Raw genomic sequence first — 21,635 nt, forward strand, 5'->3', positions numbered from 1 at the left:
CTCTTTTGGGCAAGCGGTGGATAACTCTGGGAAGTCTTACGGTAGAACGAACCAGACGCCCCTCGCTATATGGATCAGAAGTGCGAGAATGCGGCCTTTCTCAATCCCAACGCACTCTACATACTATCAGTCACAGTATACAGGCGTCCTGTTTACCTGCACCCAAGCTCTTATCAAACCACCCACAATTGCAGGTCGGGCGCCTTTCTCTATGCTCCCGTTTTGTCACGCTGATCATACTATTGATTGAGAAGAGATTGAGACTCAACTGCAGATTCCAGATAGACGCCAGAAATGGAAATGTGTGATGATTTCTCAGGCTATCGACAATGTGACGCTGATGCTTATGCGTGGCAATATCGCTGAGATTTCCGCTGATGCGATAGTGAACGCGGCTAATTCCGCACTCGCTGGCGGCGGGGGCGTGGATGGCGCGATCCATCGAGCCGCTGGCCCGACTGTAATGCAAGAGTGTCGCCAGATCGGACATTGTCGCACAGGCAGCGCGGTTGTGACGACTGCGGGTTCACTTCATGCCCGTTACATCATTCACGCTGTTGGCCCTATCTATGGACATCATGCCGATGCCGCCCAACTTCTCGCCAGCGCCTATGATGCGTGCATAGACCTTGCTGAGAAATATCAACTTGAGAGTATCGCTTTCCCTTCACTCAGCACTGGCGCGTATGGCTATCCAGTCGTGGAAGCCGCCCCCATCGCGCTGCAAACCGTTATCGAACATATCGGGCAAGCCCCCACGACGCTACGCCAAATTGCTTTCGTGCTTTTTGATGAGCGCACCTTTAAGATTTATGCTCAAGAGCTTGAGCGTATACTTCGCCCCACCCCCTGATACTCCACCTCTCTCCCAATAAAGTCTGCGAAGTCGTCCCCTCTTGCCTGATTACCATCACGCTCACTATAATAAAGGTCGTAACAAGGTTCTATTCGCATGCATCACCCATTATGGGTGCCCACCACTCCACCTAACAATACACGGCCTGCTTTAAATACCAATCAGGAGCGAGAAATGACCAGCAACAATACACATCATGGCCGCCCCAGCGCTGAAGATTACGTTGGGCGTCAGATTGGAAACTATGTAATTCAATCCGAGGTGCAGAGCGGCTCATATGGCAGCGTCTTCCAGGCGAAGCATGTCATTTTCGCCGATGAGCCAATTGTAGCCCTCAAAATTCTGCACACCAATCTCAGTGATCCAGCTTCGGAGCAACAGTTCTTTGATGAAGCACGTCTCTTACGCCGCTTAAAACATGCTCATATCCTGCCAGTGCTAGATGCCGGGCTCAATGAAGGTGTACCTTATTTTGTAGCTGAGTACGCTGTGGGTGGCTCTTTACGCGATCTACTAATTAAGCAGCAGGGCACATCATTGCAGGTCGCTGATGCGCTACGCATCCTGAACCAATTTGGCGATGGTCTGAGCTATGCACACCAACAATCAGTGGTTCATCGTGATCTCAAACCTGAGAATGTTCTTTTTGGAAATCAAGGTGAGGCACTACTCGCCGACTTCGGCATCGCCGTAACACTGGAATCGACACATACACGTCTCGCGAACCGGAGTGGAACACCCGCCTACATGGCACCGGAGCAATTTGAAGGCTATAGTAGTATCAAGAGCGACCAGTATTCGCTTGGCTGCATTGCCTATGAACTCCTCACTGGACGTATGCCCTTCCAGTTCAACGACCCTGGTATTGAGGCAATGTGGTTCCAACACGCCAAGGTGCAGCCCACACCACCAACCCAGATAAATGCGAGCCTCCCATCCTATACTGAACAGGCCATTCTACGCGCGCTCGCCAAAGACCGGGAACAACGCTTTCCGAGTGTGGCCGATTTTCTGCTAGCATTGAATTCAGGCTACACCACACAAACTATTTATACGCCGCCCGCTCCTGCTCAGGGACTCACGCCAACCATCATGGTCCCACCTAACAGTAACACGGCCCTGAATCCAACAGTCAATGTTGAGCCACAATCAGCCTCGCCAATCAACCCAACAGTAATGGTTCCACCTACAGCTAGTAATCCGCCCATCAATCCAACGGTAGGTGCTGATCAGCAAATCTCCACTCCAAATAACGAACAAGCAATAACATCACCGACGGCATCTCTAATGACCGGGACACTACCGCCACATCAAGGGATGCCTCAGGCACCTTTTCCTAGCATCTCACAGGCACAGGGTGCAGCATATCAAAGCCTGGGGAGCACCCCCAACCAACAGGTACCATCACTCCCCCCATTGCCAACACAGGGTACACCTGTCACACAGCAACCTACACTCATTCTGGACCCCGATAAAGCGAAGCTATACGGTGAGACCGCACACAAACTTAATGATATCGAGCGCTACCAGGAAGCGCTGACCTACTTTGAGCAAGCACTGCAATTTGACCCTGCGAACGGCTGGCTCTACGGCGGCCAAGGTCTTGCTCTTTACCGCCTGGAACGCTATGAAGAGGCACTGACGGCACTTAACGCTGCCATTAAACTTGGCTATACCAATAATGGCTGGATCTATGCTTATCTAGGGTATACTCTGAAGGAGCTTCGCCACTATCCCGAAGCCCTACAAGCCTACGATCAGTCCCTAACCCAGGATGCAGATAACGCCTGGACACTTCGTGAGAAGGGACATCTCCTCAATACTCTCAAGCGCTATGAAGAAGCATTGACATGCATCAATCACTCGCTTGAGATTGATCCCCAGAGCGAATTCGCCTATGGACGTAAAGGCTTTGCCCTCAAGAATCTAGGTCGCAACGAAGAAGCACTTCAAGCTTACGATCAAGCTCTGGATCTGGATAATGATGACGCCTGGACCTATCGTGAGCAGGCGCATGTCCTCAATATCCTCAAGCGCTACAATGAGGCCATTCAGGCCGCGAATAAAGCCATCCAATTCAATCAGCGCGATGTCTTCGCCTACGTACAGAAGGGGTTTGCCCTCAAGAACCTGGGGCAGTATGAGGAGGTCATACAGGCTTATTCACAAGCTCAGGCGCTCGATCCGCATAATGCCTGGTTCTATCGAGAGAAGTCCTTTGTATTGAACGAACTTAAGCGCTATGATGAGGCATTGCAAGAAGCCGAACGCGCCATTGAACTTGAGCCACATAACGCCTTTGCTTATGGGCGCAAAGGCTTCGCTCTCAAGGAGTTGAAGCGTGAAGAAGAGGCGCTTCAGGCTTACAATCAAGCTCTAGACCTGGCTCCGCACGACGCCTGGACACTCCGTGAGAAGGCAGATGTGCTTAATACAATGAAGCGCTCGGAGGAAGCACTGGTTTGTGTTGAAGAGGCTCTAGAGCTCAATCCACATGACACACTGGCGAAGGAAGTTCGTGAGTCAGCGAAACGTCGCATACGACGCCAGAAGAAGGCAGCCGAGGAGAAGGAAGAAAAAGCGCAGAAGGAGGACTAGCCCTCCTTTAGTGCTTTAAGGTTCCATACTATCCGCACGTGCTTCTTCAGCATCAAGCTGAAAAATACGCGTCTTCTGCTCAAGATGCTCACGTGAAACAGGATGAAAGAAATGATCCATCGCCATCCAGAAGCTTCGACTATGGTGGAAGAAAATGAAAGGCAACAAGATAGCCAATGGAATGCCAATATACCAGAGCAGCGAGAGCGGGATAGACTGATTCGCAGCAATTGGAATCGCTAGAGCCGCTACAATCAATTCACTCAGAACCATATTGATTGCCATAGAGCTTGTGAAGTAGCCCTCTTCGCCCCGGTCATAGGGAAATTCACATCGTGGGCATTGTTCATACATCTTGAAGGGGAGGCGGAAAATCCACCCCTTCCCACAGATGGGACACCGCAATATCAAACCGCGCCACAACAGTGACGATAACTTAATGTGCATAATCTGACAGGCCCCCTTATATACAATTTATAGACAAATTGTAGCAAGTTCTATTTCACGCTGCAACGTTAAGGGAGAAGCCTGGAATGAACATTGTGCCACGATCAGAAAGTGAGAAACCAGAGGAGAGTGCGCATGCGGCTCTTGCGCTCTATGAAGCCTTCCCTTCTACTCGCTTGCTCAAATATTGTTATGCTGCACATGCCGTCAGCTCAGCTGGTCTTACTGAGGATCTGGAGCTGTGTATGCAAGTCAATCGTTCACAGGCTATTCCACATGTCACAGGCCAAGATTGCTAAAACTGGCTTGCTAATCATTACTCGGGCCTAGAAAATACAGAGGGGCACAGGCGCACGCGAGGACCCCTCATCTTGCTCTAATCCAGTGTGAGAACTAATTTACCAAAGTTGCGGTTCTCCTGCATCGTCTTGTGGGCATCCACAATGCGCTCCAGCGGAAAGACCTCTTCTACAATAGGGCGGACCTTGCTCTTTGCGAGCAATGGCACAACCTGGGTCGCGAAATGACGTGTCGCTGTGAGCTTCTCTTCCATAGAACGCGAACGGAGCGTAAAGCCGCGAATACTGAGGCGCTTCGCCATCACCTTGCCCAGATCAACCTGTGCCTCCGCACCACCTAGTGTCGCCAGAAAGACCAGGCGTCCCCATAGGCCAAGTGCGTCCAGATTCCCTGCCATATAAGGGCCACCAATGAAATCCAGCACAACATGTACGCCCTGGCCTCTTGTGACCTCTTTAATCTCGGCGGCAAACTTCTCAACGGAAAGTCCCGCATCCAACCCCAGTTCCTTGGCACGCTCAATCTTATCGGGTGTCCTCGAGGTTCCATAGACAGTACAGCCAACCGCACGCGCGAGTTGAACAGCAGCCGTTCCAACACCACTACCAACGGCATGTACCAGCAGGCTCTCTCCCATCTTTAAGTCCCCCTGTGTGAAGAGAGCATCATGTGCCGTGATGAACACCTCCGGAACCGCCGCCGCCTGAACAAAGTCCAGGTTTTCGGGTATTTCCACCAACAGCCCTTCAGGTACGAGCAAATACTCCGCCTGGGCACCACCACCCGTAATCCCCATCACACGCTGACCCCGACGCCACATACGCGCCATCGGTCCTGATGAGACAACCTCACCTGCGAACTCCAAACCGGGTACAGTGGTTGGATATCCAGGAGGAGCCGGATAACGCCCCAGGCGTTGTGTAATATCGGCGCGATTTAAGCCAGCCGCGCGCACACGCACCAGCACCTGCTCCCCTGTGGGCTCTGGAGTTGCAATCTCCTGTACTTCCAGAACGTCTGGACCCCCTGCCCTGGTAATGATTACCGCTCTCATTCTAAAGACTCCTTTATCTGTCCCTCCGGCATCTGTAATAGCCATACACTAGCCGATGTTGCCTCTATTGTACAATGCGGACTCGGATCTTTGCATTGATGATATACTAATTCTACAACTCTCGTAGATGTGGTCTATACCTACTTGCACTCAAGCTATGTCTATCAGAAACACGTATGAGAGATGGGCAAAGAGGCAGCTTTATTACATGGACACCAAAAATGGCGAAGGTTGCTTATCCCCCCATACTAAAGGGACAAGCAACCTTCGCCATTTAATATATGCTGACAAACCTTCTCGGGGAACTAAATAGCCTTAGTCCTTATTGATGGTCTCCAGGTCAAGCTCGATTTTGACTTCGTCGCCAACCAGCACACCACCAGCCTCCAGCGCGGCATTGTAGTTTAGGCCAAACTCGCTGCGGCGGATCTTGGTAGTCGCGCTCAGGCCTGCCACAGTGAGGCCCCAGGGATTCTTACCCTGACCCAGGTACTCGGCGTCAAAGACAACTGGCTTGGTAACACCGTGGATGGTCAGATCGCCCGCAACTTTATAGCCATCGCCGTTCTTCTCGACGCTTGTGCTCTTGAAGGTGAAGGTGGGAAACGTCTCCACGTCGAAGAAATCGCCGCTGCGCAGGTGGTTATCGCGGTTGGGTTCATTGGTATCCACACTGGCCGCGTCGGCCTCCGCCTCTACCCATGAATTCGCTGGGTTCTGCTCATCAATATTAAGCTTACCGCTGAACACCTTGAATTTACCGCGAACGGTGCTGAACATCATATGTTTCACAGCAAAGTTTACGTGTGAATGAGTTGTATCAATTTCCCAAGCCATTTGTATTTCCTCCTAAAAGCAAATATGCTTTTATTAGTCACTATCTTTAAGATAGTTGCATTCTATCATATGCAACTTGCAATTGTCAAGACACTTACTTAAAAATAGTCCGAATCTGATACCCTTCAAATTATTTTATCGCCACATAGCTTGTGATAGGCGGGCACAGCGAATAGCGAGTAAGCAGAGGCATATATAACTTCTACAACACTTCTGACAAGCAACTTAAATTCACGAAATTTAGCTCACAGCCATGATATAATGCACCAAAATGTAGTGAGTGGAGGTTTTTCTTCTATATGTTCACCCTCGGCGATATCCTACAACAGGCGAACAAGGAAGATATGTCTGTTCATATCAGCGGCACACTCGCGCCCAATCCAGAGATGATCTTTCGGGAGGCACATCACGATAGCCGTCAGGTTAAAGCAGGCGACCTCTTTATCGCCCTTAAAGGCGAAAAAGTGGATGGGCACGACTATATCGCCAGCGCCGCCAGGGCTGGCGCCAGGGCCGCGCTTTGCGCACGCCCCGTAGCGGACATCCCGCCAGGCTTCTTGCAAATCATTGTTCCCGATGTTATCAAGGCCCTGCACGCTACTGCCCATGCTCGCACCCAGCGCCAGCCGGAAACACTTTATCTTGGCATTACTGGCAGCAATGGCAAGACCAGCACCAAAGAGGCAATCGCGGCCATTCTTGAGCGCTCCGCCCCTACACTCAAGACCCTTGCCTCCTATAATACCGAAATTGGCTACCCCTTAACACTCCTACGCCTGGAGCCCCAACACCGCTATGCGGTATTGGAAATGGGTGCGCAATGGGTGGGAGAGCTTACCATGCTTAGTCGCGTGACCCGCCCTACTTGGTCACTCATCACAAATGTTGGTTCATCTCACCTAGGCTATTTCGGCTCACCAGAACAGATCGCTATAGCCAAGAGCGAGTTGGTTCAGGCGCTGGCCCCAGATGGCCTCGCACTGCTCAACTATGATGATCTGCGCGTTCGTGCCATGAGCGCTCAGACCTCAGCCCCAGTCCTCTACTATGGACAGGGCGAGGGCGCAGACGTGCGCGCGACTGATATTGCAGGCGATTCACTCTTCGGTCGGCGCTTCACCTTGCGCTACAAGGGAGAGGAGATGCCTATTCAGCTTCATATTCCAGGTGAGCACGGCATCACGATTGCTCTGGCTGCCGCTGCTGTGGGTTGCGCAGCAGGTATCTCCCTGGACGAAATACGTCAGGCACTCGAAGCACTCAAACCTGCAAAGAGACGTGGCGAGATCAAACCCGGCCCCAATGGTAGTACGCTCATTGATGACTCATACAATGCCAACCGCCAATCGATCCTCGCTATCGCTCAGGCAATGCATGATACCACACTCGCATCTGGAGGCAGACGTTGGGCAGTGTTAGGTGATATTCTGGAATTAGGGAAATACTCACGCGAGGAACACCGGGCCTGTGGAGCGGCCCTGGCTCCCCTGGTGGATTCGCTCGTTGCCATCGGCGAGCAGGCCCGTTTCTACGTTGAAGGTGCGCTCGACGCCGGAATGCCCTCGGAGAATGCCTATTTCTATAGTGCTGATATCGAGAATTCCGCCGAGCTAGAAGCAGCAAAGCGTGCAGCCGCAGACCTGCTGAAAGCAGAGATACGCAGCAGCGACCTTGTACTTATCAAAGCGTCTCTCGGGCTCGCGATGGATACTCTTATCAATCAGCTTTAACGCGGTTCGGGCAGATCATGGCCTGTCCTTTGTATCTTGCTCACCACTGGTACACCAGCCCAACCCATGGAAAGGATCATTCATATGACCCAGCAACAGGAGCCATCCACCAGGAAAATCCGCATCGGCCTGATCTACGGGGGCCGCTCTGGCGAGCATGAGGTCTCTCTCGCTTCAGCGGAGTCGGTTATTGCTAACATCAACCAGGATAAGTACGAGGTCGTCCCCATCGCCATCAACAAAGCTGGCCAGTGGCTCCTTGGCGTCGAACCCGCACGTATGATCGAGGCGCAGAAAAACACTCAGGCCAAGCATGAGCTTGAGCAATCAACAGCTGTGACGTTCACCGGCGATCCCAGTCTACGCCGCCTTATATCCGTCAAAGAGGGCGAGTCACTCAAAGACGATGGCGCTCTGGATGTTATTTTGCCTGTTATGCACGGCACCAGTGGTGAAGATGGCGCTCTGCAAGGCTTACTCGAGATGGCAAATATTCCTTACATAGGCTGTGGTGTCCTTGGTTCTGCACTTGGTATGGATAAAGAGAAGATGAAGATGATTTTCGAGCAGGCTGGTTTACCCGTTGGCCCCTATCTCGTCTATCGTCGCAATCAATGGGAGCGCGATCCTGAGCCTATTATGAACGCCATTGAAGAGAAACTCGGCTATCCCTGTTTCGTTAAGCCGGTCAATCTTGGTTCCAGTGTGGGTATCAACAAGGCTCATGACAGAGCAGAACTAGCCCATGCCATCAATGTTGCAGCCGAGTATGACCGCAAGATCATCATCGAGCGCAATATCAACTGTCGCGAGTTTGAGTGCGCGGTCCTGGGCAATGATGAGCCTATCGTCTCTGTCATGGGAGAAGTTATTCCCAGCAACGAGTTCTATGATTACCGGGCCAAATATGTCGATGGTAAATCCCAGGTCATTATCCCGGCCCCCGTTTCGCAGGAACTCTCACAGGAGATGCGTCGTCAGGCACTTGTTGCCTTCACGTCACTTGATCTTAGTGGGCTCTCGCGTATCGACTTCTTCCTGGAGAAGGAGGCTAACAAAATTTATATTAACGAGGTCAATACACTACCCGGCTTTACAAAGGTCAGTATGTATCCTACGCTCTGGGAGGCTAGTGGCCTCTCCTACGCAGAACTCATTGACCGCCTGATCGAGTTGGCACTTGAGCGCCACTCGGATCTCCAGCGCAATCGTACTAATTTCGCTCAATAGTCGTCCATTGCCGTGGTTCGCGCATACTGGTACGCGCGAACCACACACTTATTTTCGCAGGGGTATACAATGTCACGTACAACCATCACCTCAGTCGTCGTCGAGCCTTTGACCATTCCGCTCCTGGAGCCCTTTACCATCGCCACTGGTAGCGTTAATGCCGCGCGTAATGTGCTCATCACCATCACACTTCAGGATGGAAGCACTGGTTATGGCGAATGTGCTCCTCTGCCACCGAGCACAGGTCAATCGCAAGAGACCGCCCTCGCGGCAGCTCAAGGTTGCATTGACTTATTGAAAGGAAAGGATGCGGCTCACTGGCGTCAGATCTCCCATCTCGTCCATAGCATGTATTATGCGCAATCAGTTGTATGCGCTGGCATCGAGATGGCAGTCCTTGACGCGCTAACTCACTCCTATGGGGTGCCACTCTATGTCTTTCTGGGAGGAGCCAGCACCAACGTTACTACGGACATGAGCATTCCAATGGTCTCTCCCGAGCGAGCTTATGAACTTGCCGCCGAGACAGCCGCACGTGGCATTACCTGCATCAAAGTCAAGGTGGGAGGCGACTTACGTGAGGACGTCGACCGCGTCGAGGCCATTCGTAATGCCGCGCCGAATATTAGCCTGACGCTCGACGCCAACCAGGGCTATACCGCTAACGAGGCCCTCCTCTGCCTGGAAGCGCTGGACAACCGCGACATCCGACCCCTGCTACTAGAACAGCCAGTACACAAGGATGACTATGAGGGCCTACGCTATGTCACTGAGCATACGACTGTCCCCATCGCCGCCGATGAAAGCGCAGCCAATGCCTCATCCGTCGCGCGCCTGCTCAAGATGGGTGCGGTCAATACCGTGAATATCAAACTGATGAAGGCGGGTATCGTAGAGGCCCTCGACATTGCAGCCCTCTGCCGCTCTATGCATGTTCCGCTCATGATCGGAGCGATGATCGAGTCTCGCCTAGCTATCGCGGCGGCTGCGCACCTGGCAGCTGGCCTGGGCGGCTTTACGTTTATCGATCTGGATACTCCCATGCTTTTGGCAGAGGATCCCTTCAAGGGTGGCTATGATCAACGCGCCGGCACATATGACCTCTCCTCTGTCAGAAGTGGCCTGGGCATTGAGCGCCGCTAACAAAGGTATTTCACACTACACTCAAAAGAGGATGGAAGCGACGACCAAGTTATCGCTTCCATCCTCTTTTGCTTGACAGCCAATTCCAGGTGTCAGACAACAAGTGTCCAGCTTTGGCAAAGCCTTTTGCTACTATTACCTTAAGGGTATAAGACTCACCAATCAGAGATCAAATCAGAAATGAGCTATCTACTTGCCGTTTGCTACCTCTCAGTCATAATGTAGAGGTTATTTTACTTATATAGTGATAAATAAGCGACACAGTATATCATAATTACGGATGTGCTTTTAAAAATAAGCACAGCACTTATGGATTTTATCTTTTAATAATAGTACCATCCTACTACACTCTAAATGACGTGAGCAAGAGACTATTTCGAGACGTGTATACTATCCATAGTTCCGAGAACGTCTATTTACCAGGCGAACTTGAACAATTGTGGAAAGACCGCTTTCCGTAAGATATCTTGAGATTGGAGACAGTCTCTCTTACATATTGCGGGTAAGTCAGGTCAGTCGAGTGTGAATAGTAGCTCCATCTTTCACCGGGTGGAAACTGCTAAATGCACATAGTCTAACAGAAGGATTTGTTTCTATGTTCAACGAGAAAAAGCCAATGTTTCAAGAGTTGACCGATTCCGAACTGGATCAGGTAACAGGCGGCAATGGATTGCTGGGTACTGTTGGTCAGACTTTGAACACTGTAACAAGCACCGTTCCAGGTGTAAAAAGCCTCGTTCCAGGGCTACCACACACGACTACAGGTGAATCCATCAACGCGGAGACGCCGGTTGCTAGCGTGAACGTCACCCTTGGAACAGACCTCGGCCTCTAATCAGGCACGCTAATTAATAGTGCCTGATGCCTAAAGCGCATCTCTACTTACAGGCATTACATTAAAAAGATGCACTGTGAGCAGGGCTCGCGCAGTCAGTTGGTAAGTAGTTCATTGCTCTTACCAACTGACTACTTTGTATTACCCTTTAAGTAGGGGCCCCTCATTTTCATCAACTTATTCATAAAGTTAGTTATAGTACATAAAAAATATGCGTTAAGATATTATTACTATTTGATCTCAAAGATCAAAATGATATTTTAGCGTATCATGTGTTATTTATGGCTTCTACAAAAAATAACATCTTTCGCGAAGACGCCTATAAAAGGTATCTTCAAAGACAAGAGCAAGGCATCGTATTACGCCTGGTTGCTCCACCAACATGGATCTTTCTCTGGCTCCTCTTAGTGCTTTTCCTGGGTGCGACAATTCTAGCCTGGCTAGTAAGGCTTCCTGTTTTTGTCACAGGACAGGGTATCTTAATACAACAGGAAACCGCCAATGAGAAGAGCCAATACGTCAGCGCGGCGCTCTTTTTAGCATCCATTAAGCAAACGCACATCCACCCTGGTCAGCCCACCGAACTCAGCGTTGGCTCAACCGCGACACCCTTGCACGGCACTATAGATCATATTGAAGCGCATACCGAGAGTCCCCTCAATATACGTACACGGTTTGGCCTTCAAGGTGAGAATACGCAATTAGTATCCGGACCTTCTGTGGTAGTTATCATACGCCTTGAACCGGAGGCTTCAGGCAATCTCTATGCAGGTAGTGCCTTCTCAGCTCGTATCCAGGTTGGATCTCAAAGCGCGCTTTCTCTGTTACCGGGTCTCAATCAAATACTCACATAAGCAGGCAAGCAAACGGCCATGGACGGCAACTATACGTCTGGGTATCGAGTGTTATAAACCTAACCTTTTTCTAGCTTTTCTTCGTTGCCAGGAGGATTAATACACATAAGGGAGGCGATGTGTTTATGGATGAATACAAACCGCAAGGTTACGATACTGCTCGAGCAATATATGATGCTTATCAGACTAGCAAAAGCCAGAAAGCTGTACGGCCCCGTTTGTCACTCCCTAGTCATGAGCAAGAAAAGGGCGAGGATTCGCAGCGTGAAATGACATCACCAACGCCAGCTCACTCTACAGCTTCCACTAATCCTATGAAGGTGCTAAAAGACCTTGTCGATGAATCTTCGCGTCCTATCACGTCACTTAAAACGCTGGTAATTGATCCTGCACGCCTGTTCTCAGAGAATCAGCAGAGAAGCTCAAGATCATCAGTGTTCATCTCCTCGCGCCCCCATCGAAGTATTCAATCCTCCTCTTTGTCCTCGACAGGGCCACTGACAGACAAGCATACGACGACAAAGCCTGCCATTCTCACGTTGCCCAGTCGACGGAAAGAAATCACCACATCGGCACATATCCCTCGCGTTGAGGGGGTCAACCCATCTTGTACTCCCATCAGCAACGATCCTTCAGTCAGGCAAGAAGCTTCACAGGAGCCCCAGCAAGCACAAGCGGCGCCAACAACGAATACCCAGACATCCACTCGCCCACATCGCGTAAAGCGCCGCCGCAGGGTTCCCGAAATGAGGCAGATGACGGCTGTGGAGTGTGGGGCAGCTTGCCTGGCGATGATTCTCTCGTACTATGGGCATGCAACAAGCATCTCGGATGTCCAGAAACGCTGTGAAGTTGGTAGAGATGGTTTAAATGCGCTTATGATCGCGAAATCCGCTCGCTCTTATGGTATGAAAGTGCGAGCGGTCTCATTGAAGCTAGAGGACTTCCGCTTTGTTGAGCTTCCAGCCGTTATTCACTGGGAGTTTAATCATTTTGTAGTGGTTGAGCGCTGGACAAAGAAATATGTCGACCTTGTCGATCCCGCTATTGGGCGAAGACGCATCACACATAAAGAATTTGATGAAGGTTTCACGGGTGTAGTGCTCATGTTTGAGCCTGGGACACAATTCACACGACAGTCAGCGCAGAGTTCCCTATCGTTAATGAGTTATGCACGCTCTATGCTGTCTATGCGTGGTATCCTGGCACAAATCATTGGTGCGTCATTCCTACTACAGATGTTTGGACTCTGCACACCACTTCTGACAGCGGTCATAGTGGACACGGTTATTCCTTCGTCAAACCAGAATCTGCTCGTTTTGCTCGGTATCGGCATGCTGTTACTGCTTGTCGCGCAAGGCATCGCGAAGCTCTTGCGAGCCACGTTGATTATCTACCTGCAAACGCGCATCGACGTGCAAATGACATTGCATTTCTTTACGCATATGCTGAGCCTGCCATATCGCTTCTTCCAGGTTCGTTTAAGTGGCGATTTACTCTCCCGCATGAGCAGTAATGCAGCCATTCGTGACCTGCTCTCCAGTCAGCTCATTTCGACGGTGCTGGATAGTAGCAGTGTGATTATTTCTCTGATCGCCTTGATCTGTCTGTCAAAATTCATAGCTGGTGCGACTGTACTCATTGGCATATTCCAGATTGGTCTACTACTGCTGACAGCCCCGGCTATACGCAGGCTTATGCAGCACGAACTCATGGCTCAGGGAAAAGCACAAGGGTACATGAATGAAACGCTGGCAGGAATCGCTACGCTTAAAGCTGCTGGTGCGGAAGAGCGAGCACTCGAACGATGGACAAACCTTTACTTCGATCAGATGAATATTTCGACTCGTCGCAATTATCTTGTGTCTTTCATCGGCATTGTGTTCGAGCTCTTGTTTGGCCTGTCCCCTATGCTCTTGCTGTGGATAGGAGCAACACAGGTTATCAACGGCACTATGCCTATTGGCACCATGTTTGCGCTGAATACGCTAGCAAATTTCTTTCTCTCACCACTTAGTTCTCTGGCATCAGGCGGTCAGAAGCTACAAATCGCTAGCGCGCATTTTGAGCGGATCGCTGATGTACTCGAAGCAGAGCCAGAGCAAGATCTCCAGCAGGTACGTACACCACCAAAGTTGACAGGCAGTATTGAGGTCAACAATGTAAGTTTCCAGTACGCGCCACAAACAAATCTCATTCTCAAGGACATACATGTGAAGATTGCTCCTGGGCAGCGGGTAGCTCTGGTAGGGAGAACTGGTTCAGGCAAGAGCACACTGGGAAAACTCTTAATTGGCCTCATTACACCAACACAGGGCACCATCTCGTTCGATAAAATATCCTTGCAAGATTTAAACTATCGTGAGGTGCGTAGTCAATTCGGTGTTGTCTTACAAGAGTCTTTTATCTTTAGCGGCTCAGTGCGTGAAAATATTGCCTTTAATCATCCCGAAATGAATATGGCACAGGTCATACAGGCGGCCCAGGCGGCTGCTATCCATGAGGATATCGAGAAGATGCCAATGGGATACGAGACGCTCGTCTCCGAGGGAGGGAGCGCTTTCTCTGGAGGGCAACGGCAACGCATGGCGCTGGCTCGCGCGCTCGCTCACCAGCCAGCAATCCTCCTGTTAGATGAGGCGACCAGCGCTCTTGATGTGGCGACCGAGCGCGCAGTGGAAGAAAATCTTGAACGCTTCTCCTGTACGCAGATCATCATCGCGCACCGCTTAAGCACTATTCGCAATTCGGACGTGATTCTCGTACTGGATGAGGGCAGCATCATAGAGCAAGGTTCTCATGAGATGCTTCTGCGCCGTAATGGCTATTACGCCCACTTAATTCAGAGCCAGATTGAGAGTGGTGAAATTGAAGCTGCGTAAATTTAGCATTCGCGTTTTATCTCCTGCGCAGCGCGATGGGCCAGCGCCATAATCGTTAGCATCGGATTCACACCCAGCGCACTCGGGAAAACGCTGCTATCACAAACATAAAGGTTCTTGACTCCATATACTTGCTGGCGCTCATCGACAACCGCCCTATGCGGGTCAGCTCCCGCGCGACAACTTCCCATCTGATGCGCGGAGAAAAGCATAATCCGGTTTGGCCCCAGACCATGACGCTCCAGGCGCCGTTCAAACTCGTGAAGCTGTTCATCAGTCAATGCTTTCCCATCTATGCTCCTCATGAGTGTCGGGCGATTCTGCAATGAGGTAATACCCTCCGCGCCGAGCGCGCAATGCATACGCGCGGCTTGCCTCAATCCATGCAACAGGTGGCGACGATCAAAAACAGAGGTCACATATTCAATCTCCGCCTCTCCATGACGGTTGATCATCACAGTACCCGCGCCTTTATCGCGTGTAATGGCAATAAAGGTCGCGAAGTAGGCAGCGCGAGCCATGAGCTCACGATACTCGCGAGCACCACGCCATGGCACGGACAGGCCCAACAGTCCTGGATGCGCCGGCGGAACCTCCAGAATATAACCATACCCATCCGTCAGATGGCTATACTGGTTGCTATACGCTGATTGCATTACTCCATTCCAGGGCTCGACCTTCTCACGGTAATAGCCACTGACCGTTGAGGTAGGATGTAGGTGTAGGTGTCGACCAATATGCTGATTTTCGATTCCCGAACGCAGCAAGACAGCAGGCGTATTCAGGGCACCCGCCGCGACCACGACCACCTTCGCGCGCACCGCAACACGATACTGATTGCCGCTCTCCACATCCCGTACCAGCGCCTCTACACCCACGGCCCGACCATTCTCAATCATGACCCGACGCACATCGCAACGCGATACGATACGTGCCCCATGCTCACAGGCATCATGCAAATAGGTCTTCGTCGTCGATTGTTTGGCTCCATAACGACATCCATAGCCACATGAGCCGCAGCGCTGTTCACAGCCCATAGCATTACGCCGCAATGTTCCCGCCTGTATACCTAGCGCGTTCGCACCTTCTAATAGCAGATTATTCTGCCGATTATGCGAACTATTATCACTATTGACCAATACACGTTGCTCAACAGCGCTAAAGCTCTCTTGAAGAGTGTCATGTGTAAAGAAGTCCAAGCCAGAGCACGCAGCCCACTCATCAAGGATATGAGATGGCGCATGTAGCGATGTAGTCCAGTTGACCACCGTTCCCCCACCCACGGTAGAACCTGCTAGAAGCACCACCCCCAGGTCACGCGAGGTCAGCAGGCCACGCTTAAGATAGAGTTCGCTCGTCCCCTGCGCCTCTGGCATATTCAACTCTTCGTCGCGATAATAACCACCCTTCTCGAGCACAATCACACTCTTGCCAGCCAGAGCCAACTCGCCTGCGACTACGCCACCACCCGCGCCAGATCCCACCACAACCACATCGCATTCTAGAGTACAATCCGCAGCAATCGCTTCAATCTTAAGTGGCTCAGGAGCTACAGTTGGATTATCGGAACTCACTGGTTGATAGTCCAGCGCTCTCCAATTGGGATTGCGACCATCAACGCCAGGTATAGAAAAATAGAGGAAGCCAGCCAAGCGCTTCACCGCTTGAAAGCCCTGACGTAGCGCCGCAAGGGGACTATTAGCCAGACTCAATAGATAGCGCTCCCTGGACGCAGGAGGTAGATCTGGGAAAGAACGAGCCCTCCCGACTAACGGGAGGCTTATGAACGGACTGGAGAGCAAGGTCAAGAATTGGCGAAAACGCGCCTGGGTCTCAGCATCTTCTTGCTCCAGCATTTCGGCAACCAGCAAGGCAAGCTGGAGATCAGAGGCACTACGCTGATAATAGGCTGCAACCTCCTCAGAAGATCCCTCTGGTGGCAGTTGTGATGGAAAGAGTGTTTCACACACTGACTCCAAAACACGAAACGCCTCCTCACTGAGCCAGTCCACGCTGCGCTTCGATGCACCCTGCCCTTCAACGGGCGTGGTTCCAAGCATATGACGCTCCTTCCTTGAAAGAACAGAAGTCCTCTCTATATGCGTTTGCTCATCGAGTTTATGTGATGGCATCATCTATGTCGCATCTTCCGCCATCTTAAAGCGCTGGAAGCTCTAGGAAACCTTGCGCAGAAAAATACTTGAAAAGTCGCTCAACCTATCGCTTTACGCAAGTATAGCATATGCCTACGCAGGCATTCGATGGTTATTCCGCCAAACATTTCAAGCCAACACGAAAATTCCACGTTTTAAGGTTGACATCTCGCCACATCGGAACATATACTTAGCTCAAGAGAAAAATACTTTGTTGATCTATTTAATCAACTTTTAAAAGGAGCCAGTGAGATGTCAGAGTATGCACGACCAGAGGTGCTCGTCGATGTGAATTGGGTAGAAGATCACCTGCAAGATCCTCACGTACGCTTTATCGAGGCCGATGAGGATGTTCAGCTATATGAAGTTGGGCATATTTCGGGAGCGGTCAAACTGGATTGGAACGTGGATGTCCAGAATCCTCTGACACGCGACTTCATTGATAAAGAGGGCTTCGAAAATCTCCTAAGTCGTTGGGGAGTCTCGAATGACACCACTATCGTCCTCTATGGTGACCGTAACAACTGGTACGCAGCCTACGCATTCTGGCTCTTTAGCCTCTATGGGCATGCCGATCTGCGCCTCTTCAATGGTGGTCGAGCGACCTGGGAGCGCGCCGGGAAAGCCTATACACAGGAAGTTCCCAGCTACGAGCGAACCCACTACCAGGCAAAGGAAGCCAATGGAAATATTCGCGCCTTCCGCGACGAGGTGCTAGCGGAACTCCAGGCTCCAAACCTGCGCCTGGTTGATGTTCGCTCACCCCAGGAATACAGTGGCGAACTGATTGCCATGCCTAGCTATCCGCAAGAGGGTGCGCAGCGTGCCGGGCATATTCCTGGCGCAAAGAGTATCCCATGGGCCACTGGCGCCCGCGAAGATGGCACATTCAAATCAGCGGATGAGCTACGCAAGCTTTACGAAGACAAAGGCATCGCCACAGAAAACGACGTCATCACCTACTGCCGTATTGGTGAGCGTGCAGCCTATAGCTGGTTTATACTCACCCAGCTGTTGGGCTATTCAAGCGTGCGTAACTACGATGGCTCCTGGACAGAATGGGGAAGCCTGGTCCGCTCCCCCATCGAGCGGTGAGTTCCTCTTGCGTCCGATTGAGAGCGCTCTCCTTTGGGAGCGCTCTTTTTTGTTGAAATACTCTATTGACAAGGCTGGATTAGTCCCAAAAAAGTCCCCTGTGATATACTGCCATACGTACCCTCTATTCTTGCCTTAGATCAACGGAGATTGTCTTATGACCACTAGCGAACGCAGTTCACAAGAAACAAGTAGCACTAAGGGGACGCGGGAAAAACTGGCGGAACTCCAGGAAGCCCAGGCAGCTTCAAAGCTGGGTGGCGGACCCAAACGCATTGAGACACAACATAAAAAGGGCAAGCTCACAGCCCGCGAGCGCATTGATCTGCTGCTCGACCCAGGTACATTTAACGAACTGGATATGTTTGTGACCCATCGTGCCTCTGACTTCGGGCTCGATGAACAGAAGATACCCGGTGACGGTGTTGTCACTGGCTATGGGCAGGTTGATGGACGCCTGGTCTACGTCTTCTCTCAGGATTTTACCGTATTTGGGGGTTCACTCTCGGAGGCGCATGCCGAAAAGATTTGTAAGATCATGGATCTCGCCATGAAGAACGGAGCCCCCATCATCGGCCTCAATGACTCAGGTGGCGCGCGCATTCAAGAGGGCGTTGTCAGCCTTGGAGCCTATGCCGACATCTTTCTCAAGAACACTCTGGCATCTGGTGTCGTACCGCAAATCTCAGCGATCATGGGTCCCTGCGCAGGAGGCGCAGTCTACTCGCCTGCCATCACCGACTTTATCTTTATGGTCGAAGAAACAAGCTATATGTTTGTTACCGGCCCCAACGTCGTCAAATCGGTCACGCATGAGGATGTCACTTTTGAGCAGTTAGGTGGCGCCCAGATCCATAATAGTACCAGCGGTGTCGCGCACTTTGCCTGCCCTGGTGAGCCAGAATGCATTCGCCAGATTCGCCAGTTGCTCAGTTATCTACCAGCGAACAACATGGAGGATCCACCTCGCATTGAGGCCAGCGATAGCCCCACCCGCGTTGACGAAGTGCTGGACGGCATCATCCCTGATAACTCCAATAAGCCCTATGATATGAAAACGATTATTAAACATATCGTTGATGAAGAAAACTTCTTTGAAGTACAAGAACACTTCGCGCAAAATATCATTATTGGCTTCGCGCGCCTCAATGGACGCTCAGTGGGTATTGTTGCACAGCAGCCACGCGCTCTAGCGGGCGTCCTCGATATTAATGCCTCGGATAAGGCCGCACGCTTTGTTCGCTTCTGTGACTGCTTTAATATCCCAATCATCACCTTTGTGGATGTACCCGGCTTCTTACCTGGGGTAAGTCAGGAGCATGGAGGAATTATTCGTCACGGTGCCAAACTCCTTTACGCCTACTGCGAGGCAACTGTCCCCAAGCTGACAGTCATCACACGCAAAGCCTACGGTGGTGCCTATGATGTCATGAGTAGTAAACACATTCGCGGCGACATCAATTATGCATGGCCCACTGCCGAGATCGCCGTCATGGGAGCCGAGGGTGCTGTCAATATCCTCTTCAAGGACGAAATTGAGCGCGCCAGCGATCCGGAGCAACGCCGCAAGGAACTTATCGCCGAATACACGGAGAAGTTCAACAATCCTTACATTGCCGCTAGCCGGGGCTACATAGACGAGGTCATAGAGCCTCGTAACACACGCGTCAAACTTATCAACGCCCTGGAGATGCTCAAAAACAAACGCGACTCCAATCCCCCAAGAAGCATGGTAATATTCCCCTGTAGCCACAGGTTCCAAACAAAGAGAAGTGGAAATGCTTTCTGAGCACTTCCACTTCTGTCATCTTCGGCAAGAGAATGTCTTCTTATCAAAGCGATACTTATTTACTCTTCTCAAGCAATTCTAGAAGCACGCCGTTCGTACCCTTGGGATGAACAAATATCGCGCGACCCTCGGCGGCAATGCGAGGTTGCTGATCAAGCACAGGCGTCTCATGCTCATGCATCTCATGCAAGGCCGCATCTATATTCTCGACCTCCATACAGATATGATGTAGCCCCTCACCACGCCTCTCAAGAAACTTCAGTAGGCTAGTATTGGCCACAGTTGGCTCGATCAGTTCCAATTCGCTACCGCCGGGTCCTCCCGCTGGCAAGAAAGCAATACGAACTTGCTCAGTAGGAACATCCTTGATTTCGCGCGGCACAAGACCCAGTGTATCACGATAAAACAGCAGCGCTTGTTCGATATCACGCACAATGATAGCGACGTGGTCAATGCGGCTAGGCGTCATTTGGCTAGACACTATAAGGATCTCCTTCTCCAGCAGCGCTAGTGATAGTTCTCGCCACAGTGTGAGAGATGAAGCTCAGCCTGATTCAAATGGTATGGCACAGCCGAGAAGGCTCCCAGACTCCTTTGAATTGAACTGCTTATCGTGCGCAGCGCCATCAACGCGCTAATGCGTGTATCTTCATCATACCCAAGCATCTCAGCAGCCTGGTCAAACTCGGCCTGAGTCAAAACTTCATAAGAAAGATCGGGCTTGACCAGCAAGCTCAGATCCAGATCTACATAGGAGAGGCGCTCAAAGCCCAAGCTTGCAGGCTGGATAATAGTCGCGTATGTGTGAATCAAGTCTTCTTTATCAAAAAACGCACTGAGCATATACCAGCGCCCCGGCCAGAAAAACTGAACACAGTTATAGCGTAAAGGACGTGTACCACTTGCCCAATGCATCTCGGTTCCAGCGGGCAACCATAACCGCAAAGCCCCCCTAGCAGTCTCTTCGGGCTTCTCATCACCCAGGCGCATAGCTTCGCTTAACTGATATGCTTTCCACGACCCCCGCAACAGTTTATCATAGCTACGACATTCGACTAAAAAATCTTGTCGCATACAAACTCTCCCTTCCGTCGACCACCATAGTACGGAACTTCCAAAGAAACGTCAAGCGAAAAAGGCAATTCTTCCCATAACATTCAGCACATAGCATGTATTATCATGATGTCTTCGCTTCCCTTGCTCAATCAATCAATAGTGTCATCTCTTTATAGTAGCGCCAGCCCTCAATCCAGGCAATCCAGACTCAACACATCACACATAATCCTACCACTAATTACTACCCATAAATATGAACAAACATCACATATCCCTTGAAAAGAACTCCTTTTAAACCCTTTTTATTCCCATAAACATATAAAATTATGCATAGGATGTGACCACATGATAATCCCTTTTAACCCAAAGTACGCTGCGAGTAATTGATGTCCTATTTATGGTTACATCATACCCAAAAGGGGGGTCAAATACAGTGCAACTGATCTCAAGATCTTTCTTCAGATCCCCTGTTGTTGTACAATAAAGCTGATAGATATAGGAGTGTCTACTTATTTTTCACTTCTATCCATACTAAAATTCCAACTTTGAGAGACAACGTCCCGGCATGCCGAGGAAACAAGCATATAGACATAGAGAAGGTCATGCGCTGCCCCAATTGTCAAACAATCAACCCTGCCAACGCCAAGTTCTGTCTCGAATGCGGCAATCGTCTTCTCGTTTGCCCAAATTGCCAAACGGTCAACCTTCCCTACGCCAAATTCTGCATTGAATGTGGCACAAAACTACAAACCTCGCAATCTGGCACAGGGGGGCAC

General features: G+C 50.8%; 16 protein-coding genes and 2 pseudogenes. 12 read left to right on the top strand and 6 right to left on the bottom strand.

Annotation, left to right across the window (positions count from 1 at the left end):
• Positions 1–307 precede the first annotated feature (307 nt).
• A complete protein-coding gene (locus K3T82_RS09285) occupies positions 308–853 on the top strand; it encodes an O-acetyl-ADP-ribose deacetylase (RefSeq protein ID WP_220193195.1) in 546 nt (181 codons plus the stop codon).
• Between the two features lie 99 nt (positions 854–952).
• Entirely contained in the window at positions 953–3,454 is a 2,502-nt protein-coding gene (locus tag K3T82_RS09290; RefSeq protein WP_220193196.1) for a protein kinase domain-containing protein, read from the top strand.
• 15 nt (positions 3,455–3,469) lie between these two features.
• Here K3T82_RS09290 and K3T82_RS09295 read toward each other — a convergent pair whose 3' ends face one another.
• Entirely contained in the window at positions 3,470–3,901 is a 432-nt protein-coding gene (locus tag K3T82_RS09295) for a DUF983 domain-containing protein (RefSeq protein WP_220193197.1), read from the bottom strand.
• A gap of 86 nt (positions 3,902–3,987) precedes the next feature.
• Between K3T82_RS09295 and K3T82_RS09300 the strand changes: the two genes are divergently transcribed.
• Positions 3,988–4,200, top strand: a complete 213-nt coding sequence (locus K3T82_RS09300) for a 2-phosphosulfolactate phosphatase (protein ID WP_220193198.1) — start codon at positions 3,988–3,990, stop codon at positions 4,198–4,200.
• Between the two features lie 77 nt (positions 4,201–4,277).
• Here the strand turns inward: K3T82_RS09300 and K3T82_RS09305 are convergent, their stop codons facing one another.
• On the bottom strand, positions 4,278–5,255 hold the full coding sequence (locus K3T82_RS09305; protein ID WP_220193199.1) for an NAD(P)H-quinone oxidoreductase: 978 nt from the start codon (positions 5,253–5,255) through the stop codon (positions 4,278–4,280).
• Positions 5,256–5,570: 315 nt separating this feature from the next.
• Complete coding sequence (locus tag K3T82_RS09310; protein ID WP_220193200.1) at positions 5,571–6,092, bottom strand: YceI family protein; 522 nt, start codon at positions 6,090–6,092, stop codon at positions 5,571–5,573.
• Positions 6,093–6,436: 344 nt separating this feature from the next.
• Here K3T82_RS09310 and K3T82_RS09315 point away from each other — a divergent pair, with 344 nt between their 5' ends.
• From K3T82_RS09315 to K3T82_RS09340, 6 genes are all read left to right on the top strand, one after another.
• Complete coding sequence (locus K3T82_RS09315; RefSeq protein WP_236031072.1) at positions 6,437–7,822, top strand: UDP-N-acetylmuramoyl-tripeptide--D-alanyl-D-alanine ligase; 1,386 nt, start codon at positions 6,437–6,439, stop codon at positions 7,820–7,822.
• Between the two features lie 84 nt (positions 7,823–7,906).
• Positions 7,907–9,052, top strand: coding sequence for a D-alanine--D-alanine ligase (locus tag K3T82_RS09320; RefSeq protein WP_220193202.1), 1,146 nt, complete (start codon positions 7,907–7,909; stop codon positions 9,050–9,052).
• A 69-nt stretch (positions 9,053–9,121) separates the two neighbouring features.
• Positions 9,122–10,195, top strand: a complete 1,074-nt coding sequence (locus tag K3T82_RS09325) for a dipeptide epimerase (protein WP_220193203.1) — start codon at positions 9,122–9,124, stop codon at positions 10,193–10,195.
• A gap of 595 nt (positions 10,196–10,790) precedes the next feature.
• On the top strand, positions 10,791–11,030 hold the full coding sequence (locus K3T82_RS09330) for a bacteriocin (RefSeq protein ID WP_220193204.1): 240 nt from the start codon (positions 10,791–10,793) through the stop codon (positions 11,028–11,030).
• A 281-nt stretch (positions 11,031–11,311) separates the two neighbouring features.
• Positions 11,312–11,884 (top strand): hypothetical protein, encoded by a 573-nt coding sequence (locus K3T82_RS09335; protein ID WP_220193205.1) that lies wholly within the window; start codon positions 11,312–11,314, stop codon positions 11,882–11,884.
• A gap of 125 nt (positions 11,885–12,009) precedes the next feature.
• Entirely contained in the window at positions 12,010–14,766 is a 2,757-nt protein-coding gene (locus K3T82_RS09340; RefSeq protein WP_220193206.1) for a peptidase domain-containing ABC transporter, read from the top strand.
• Positions 14,767–14,768: 2 nt separating this feature from the next.
• On the opposite strand, the gene K3T82_RS09345 is transcribed toward K3T82_RS09340, so the two are convergent.
• Positions 14,769–16,826, bottom strand: coding sequence for a GMC family oxidoreductase (locus tag K3T82_RS09345; protein WP_220193207.1), 2,058 nt, complete (start codon positions 16,824–16,826; stop codon positions 14,769–14,771).
• Positions 16,827–17,171: 345 nt separating this feature from the next.
• On the opposite strand from K3T82_RS09345, the gene K3T82_RS09350 reads away from it, so the two are divergent.
• Entirely contained in the window at positions 17,172–18,014 is an 843-nt protein-coding gene (locus K3T82_RS09350; protein ID WP_220193208.1) for a sulfurtransferase, read from the top strand.
• A 157-nt stretch (positions 18,015–18,171) separates the two neighbouring features.
• Positions 18,172–19,763: pseudogene (locus K3T82_RS09355) on the top strand (acyl-CoA carboxylase subunit beta).
• A 95-nt stretch (positions 19,764–19,858) separates the two neighbouring features.
• Here K3T82_RS09355 and mce read toward each other — a convergent pair.
• The gene (mce, locus tag K3T82_RS09360; RefSeq protein ID WP_220193210.1) at positions 19,859–20,284 is read right to left on the bottom strand and encodes a methylmalonyl-CoA epimerase; all 426 of its coding nucleotides are present in this window, start codon (positions 20,282–20,284) and stop codon (positions 19,859–19,861) included.
• 26 nt (positions 20,285–20,310) lie between these two features.
• Positions 20,311–20,877 (bottom strand): ribonuclease FAU-1 family protein, encoded by a 567-nt coding sequence (locus K3T82_RS09365; RefSeq protein ID WP_220193211.1) that lies wholly within the window; start codon positions 20,875–20,877, stop codon positions 20,311–20,313.
• Between the two features lie 584 nt (positions 20,878–21,461).
• On the opposite strand from K3T82_RS09365, the pseudogene K3T82_RS49835 reads away from it, so the two are divergent.
• A pseudogene (locus K3T82_RS49835) lies at positions 21,462–21,599 on the top strand (zinc-ribbon domain-containing protein); the annotation flags it as partial.
• Positions 21,600–21,635: the final 36 nt, after the last annotated feature.

The organism is Ktedonospora formicarum (genome assembly GCF_016587355.1).
Taxonomy (GTDB): domain Bacteria; phylum Chloroflexota; class Ktedonobacteria; order Ktedonobacterales; family Ktedonobacteraceae; genus Ktedonobacter; species Ktedonobacter formicarum.

What these genes read in the sequence shown, in the direction of transcription:
- K3T82_RS09285 (WP_220193195.1), top strand. Translation starts at nt 308, where the DNA reads ATGATTTCTCAGGCTATCGACAATGTGACGCTGATGCTTATGCGTGGC.
- K3T82_RS09290 (WP_220193196.1), top strand. Translation starts at nt 953, where the DNA reads ATGCATCACCCATTATGGGTGCCCACCACTCCACCTAACAATACACGG.
- K3T82_RS09295 (WP_220193197.1), bottom strand. Translation starts at nt 3,901, where the DNA reads ATGCACATTAAGTTATCGTCACTGTTGTGGCGCGGTTTGATATTGCGG.
- K3T82_RS09300 (WP_220193198.1), top strand. Translation starts at nt 3,988, where the DNA reads ATGAACATTGTGCCACGATCAGAAAGTGAGAAACCAGAGGAGAGTGCG.
- K3T82_RS09305 (WP_220193199.1), bottom strand. Translation starts at nt 5,255, where the DNA reads ATGAGAGCGGTAATCATTACCAGGGCAGGGGGTCCAGACGTTCTGGAA.
- K3T82_RS09310 (WP_220193200.1), bottom strand. Translation starts at nt 6,092, where the DNA reads ATGGCTTGGGAAATTGATACAACTCATTCACACGTAAACTTTGCTGTG.
- K3T82_RS09315 (WP_236031072.1), top strand. Translation starts at nt 6,437, where the DNA reads ATGTCTGTTCATATCAGCGGCACACTCGCGCCCAATCCAGAGATGATC.
- K3T82_RS09320 (WP_220193202.1), top strand. Translation starts at nt 7,907, where the DNA reads ATGACCCAGCAACAGGAGCCATCCACCAGGAAAATCCGCATCGGCCTG.
- K3T82_RS09325 (WP_220193203.1), top strand. Translation starts at nt 9,122, where the DNA reads ATGTCACGTACAACCATCACCTCAGTCGTCGTCGAGCCTTTGACCATT.
- K3T82_RS09330 (WP_220193204.1), top strand. Translation starts at nt 10,791, where the DNA reads ATGTTCAACGAGAAAAAGCCAATGTTTCAAGAGTTGACCGATTCCGAA.
- K3T82_RS09335 (WP_220193205.1), top strand. Translation starts at nt 11,312, where the DNA reads ATGGCTTCTACAAAAAATAACATCTTTCGCGAAGACGCCTATAAAAGG.
- K3T82_RS09340 (WP_220193206.1), top strand. Translation starts at nt 12,010, where the DNA reads ATGGATGAATACAAACCGCAAGGTTACGATACTGCTCGAGCAATATAT.
- K3T82_RS09345 (WP_220193207.1), bottom strand. Translation starts at nt 16,826, where the DNA reads ATGCTTGGAACCACGCCCGTTGAAGGGCAGGGTGCATCGAAGCGCAGC.
- K3T82_RS09350 (WP_220193208.1), top strand. Translation starts at nt 17,172, where the DNA reads ATGTCAGAGTATGCACGACCAGAGGTGCTCGTCGATGTGAATTGGGTA.
- K3T82_RS09365 (WP_220193211.1), bottom strand. Translation starts at nt 20,877, where the DNA reads ATGCGACAAGATTTTTTAGTCGAATGTCGTAGCTATGATAAACTGTTG.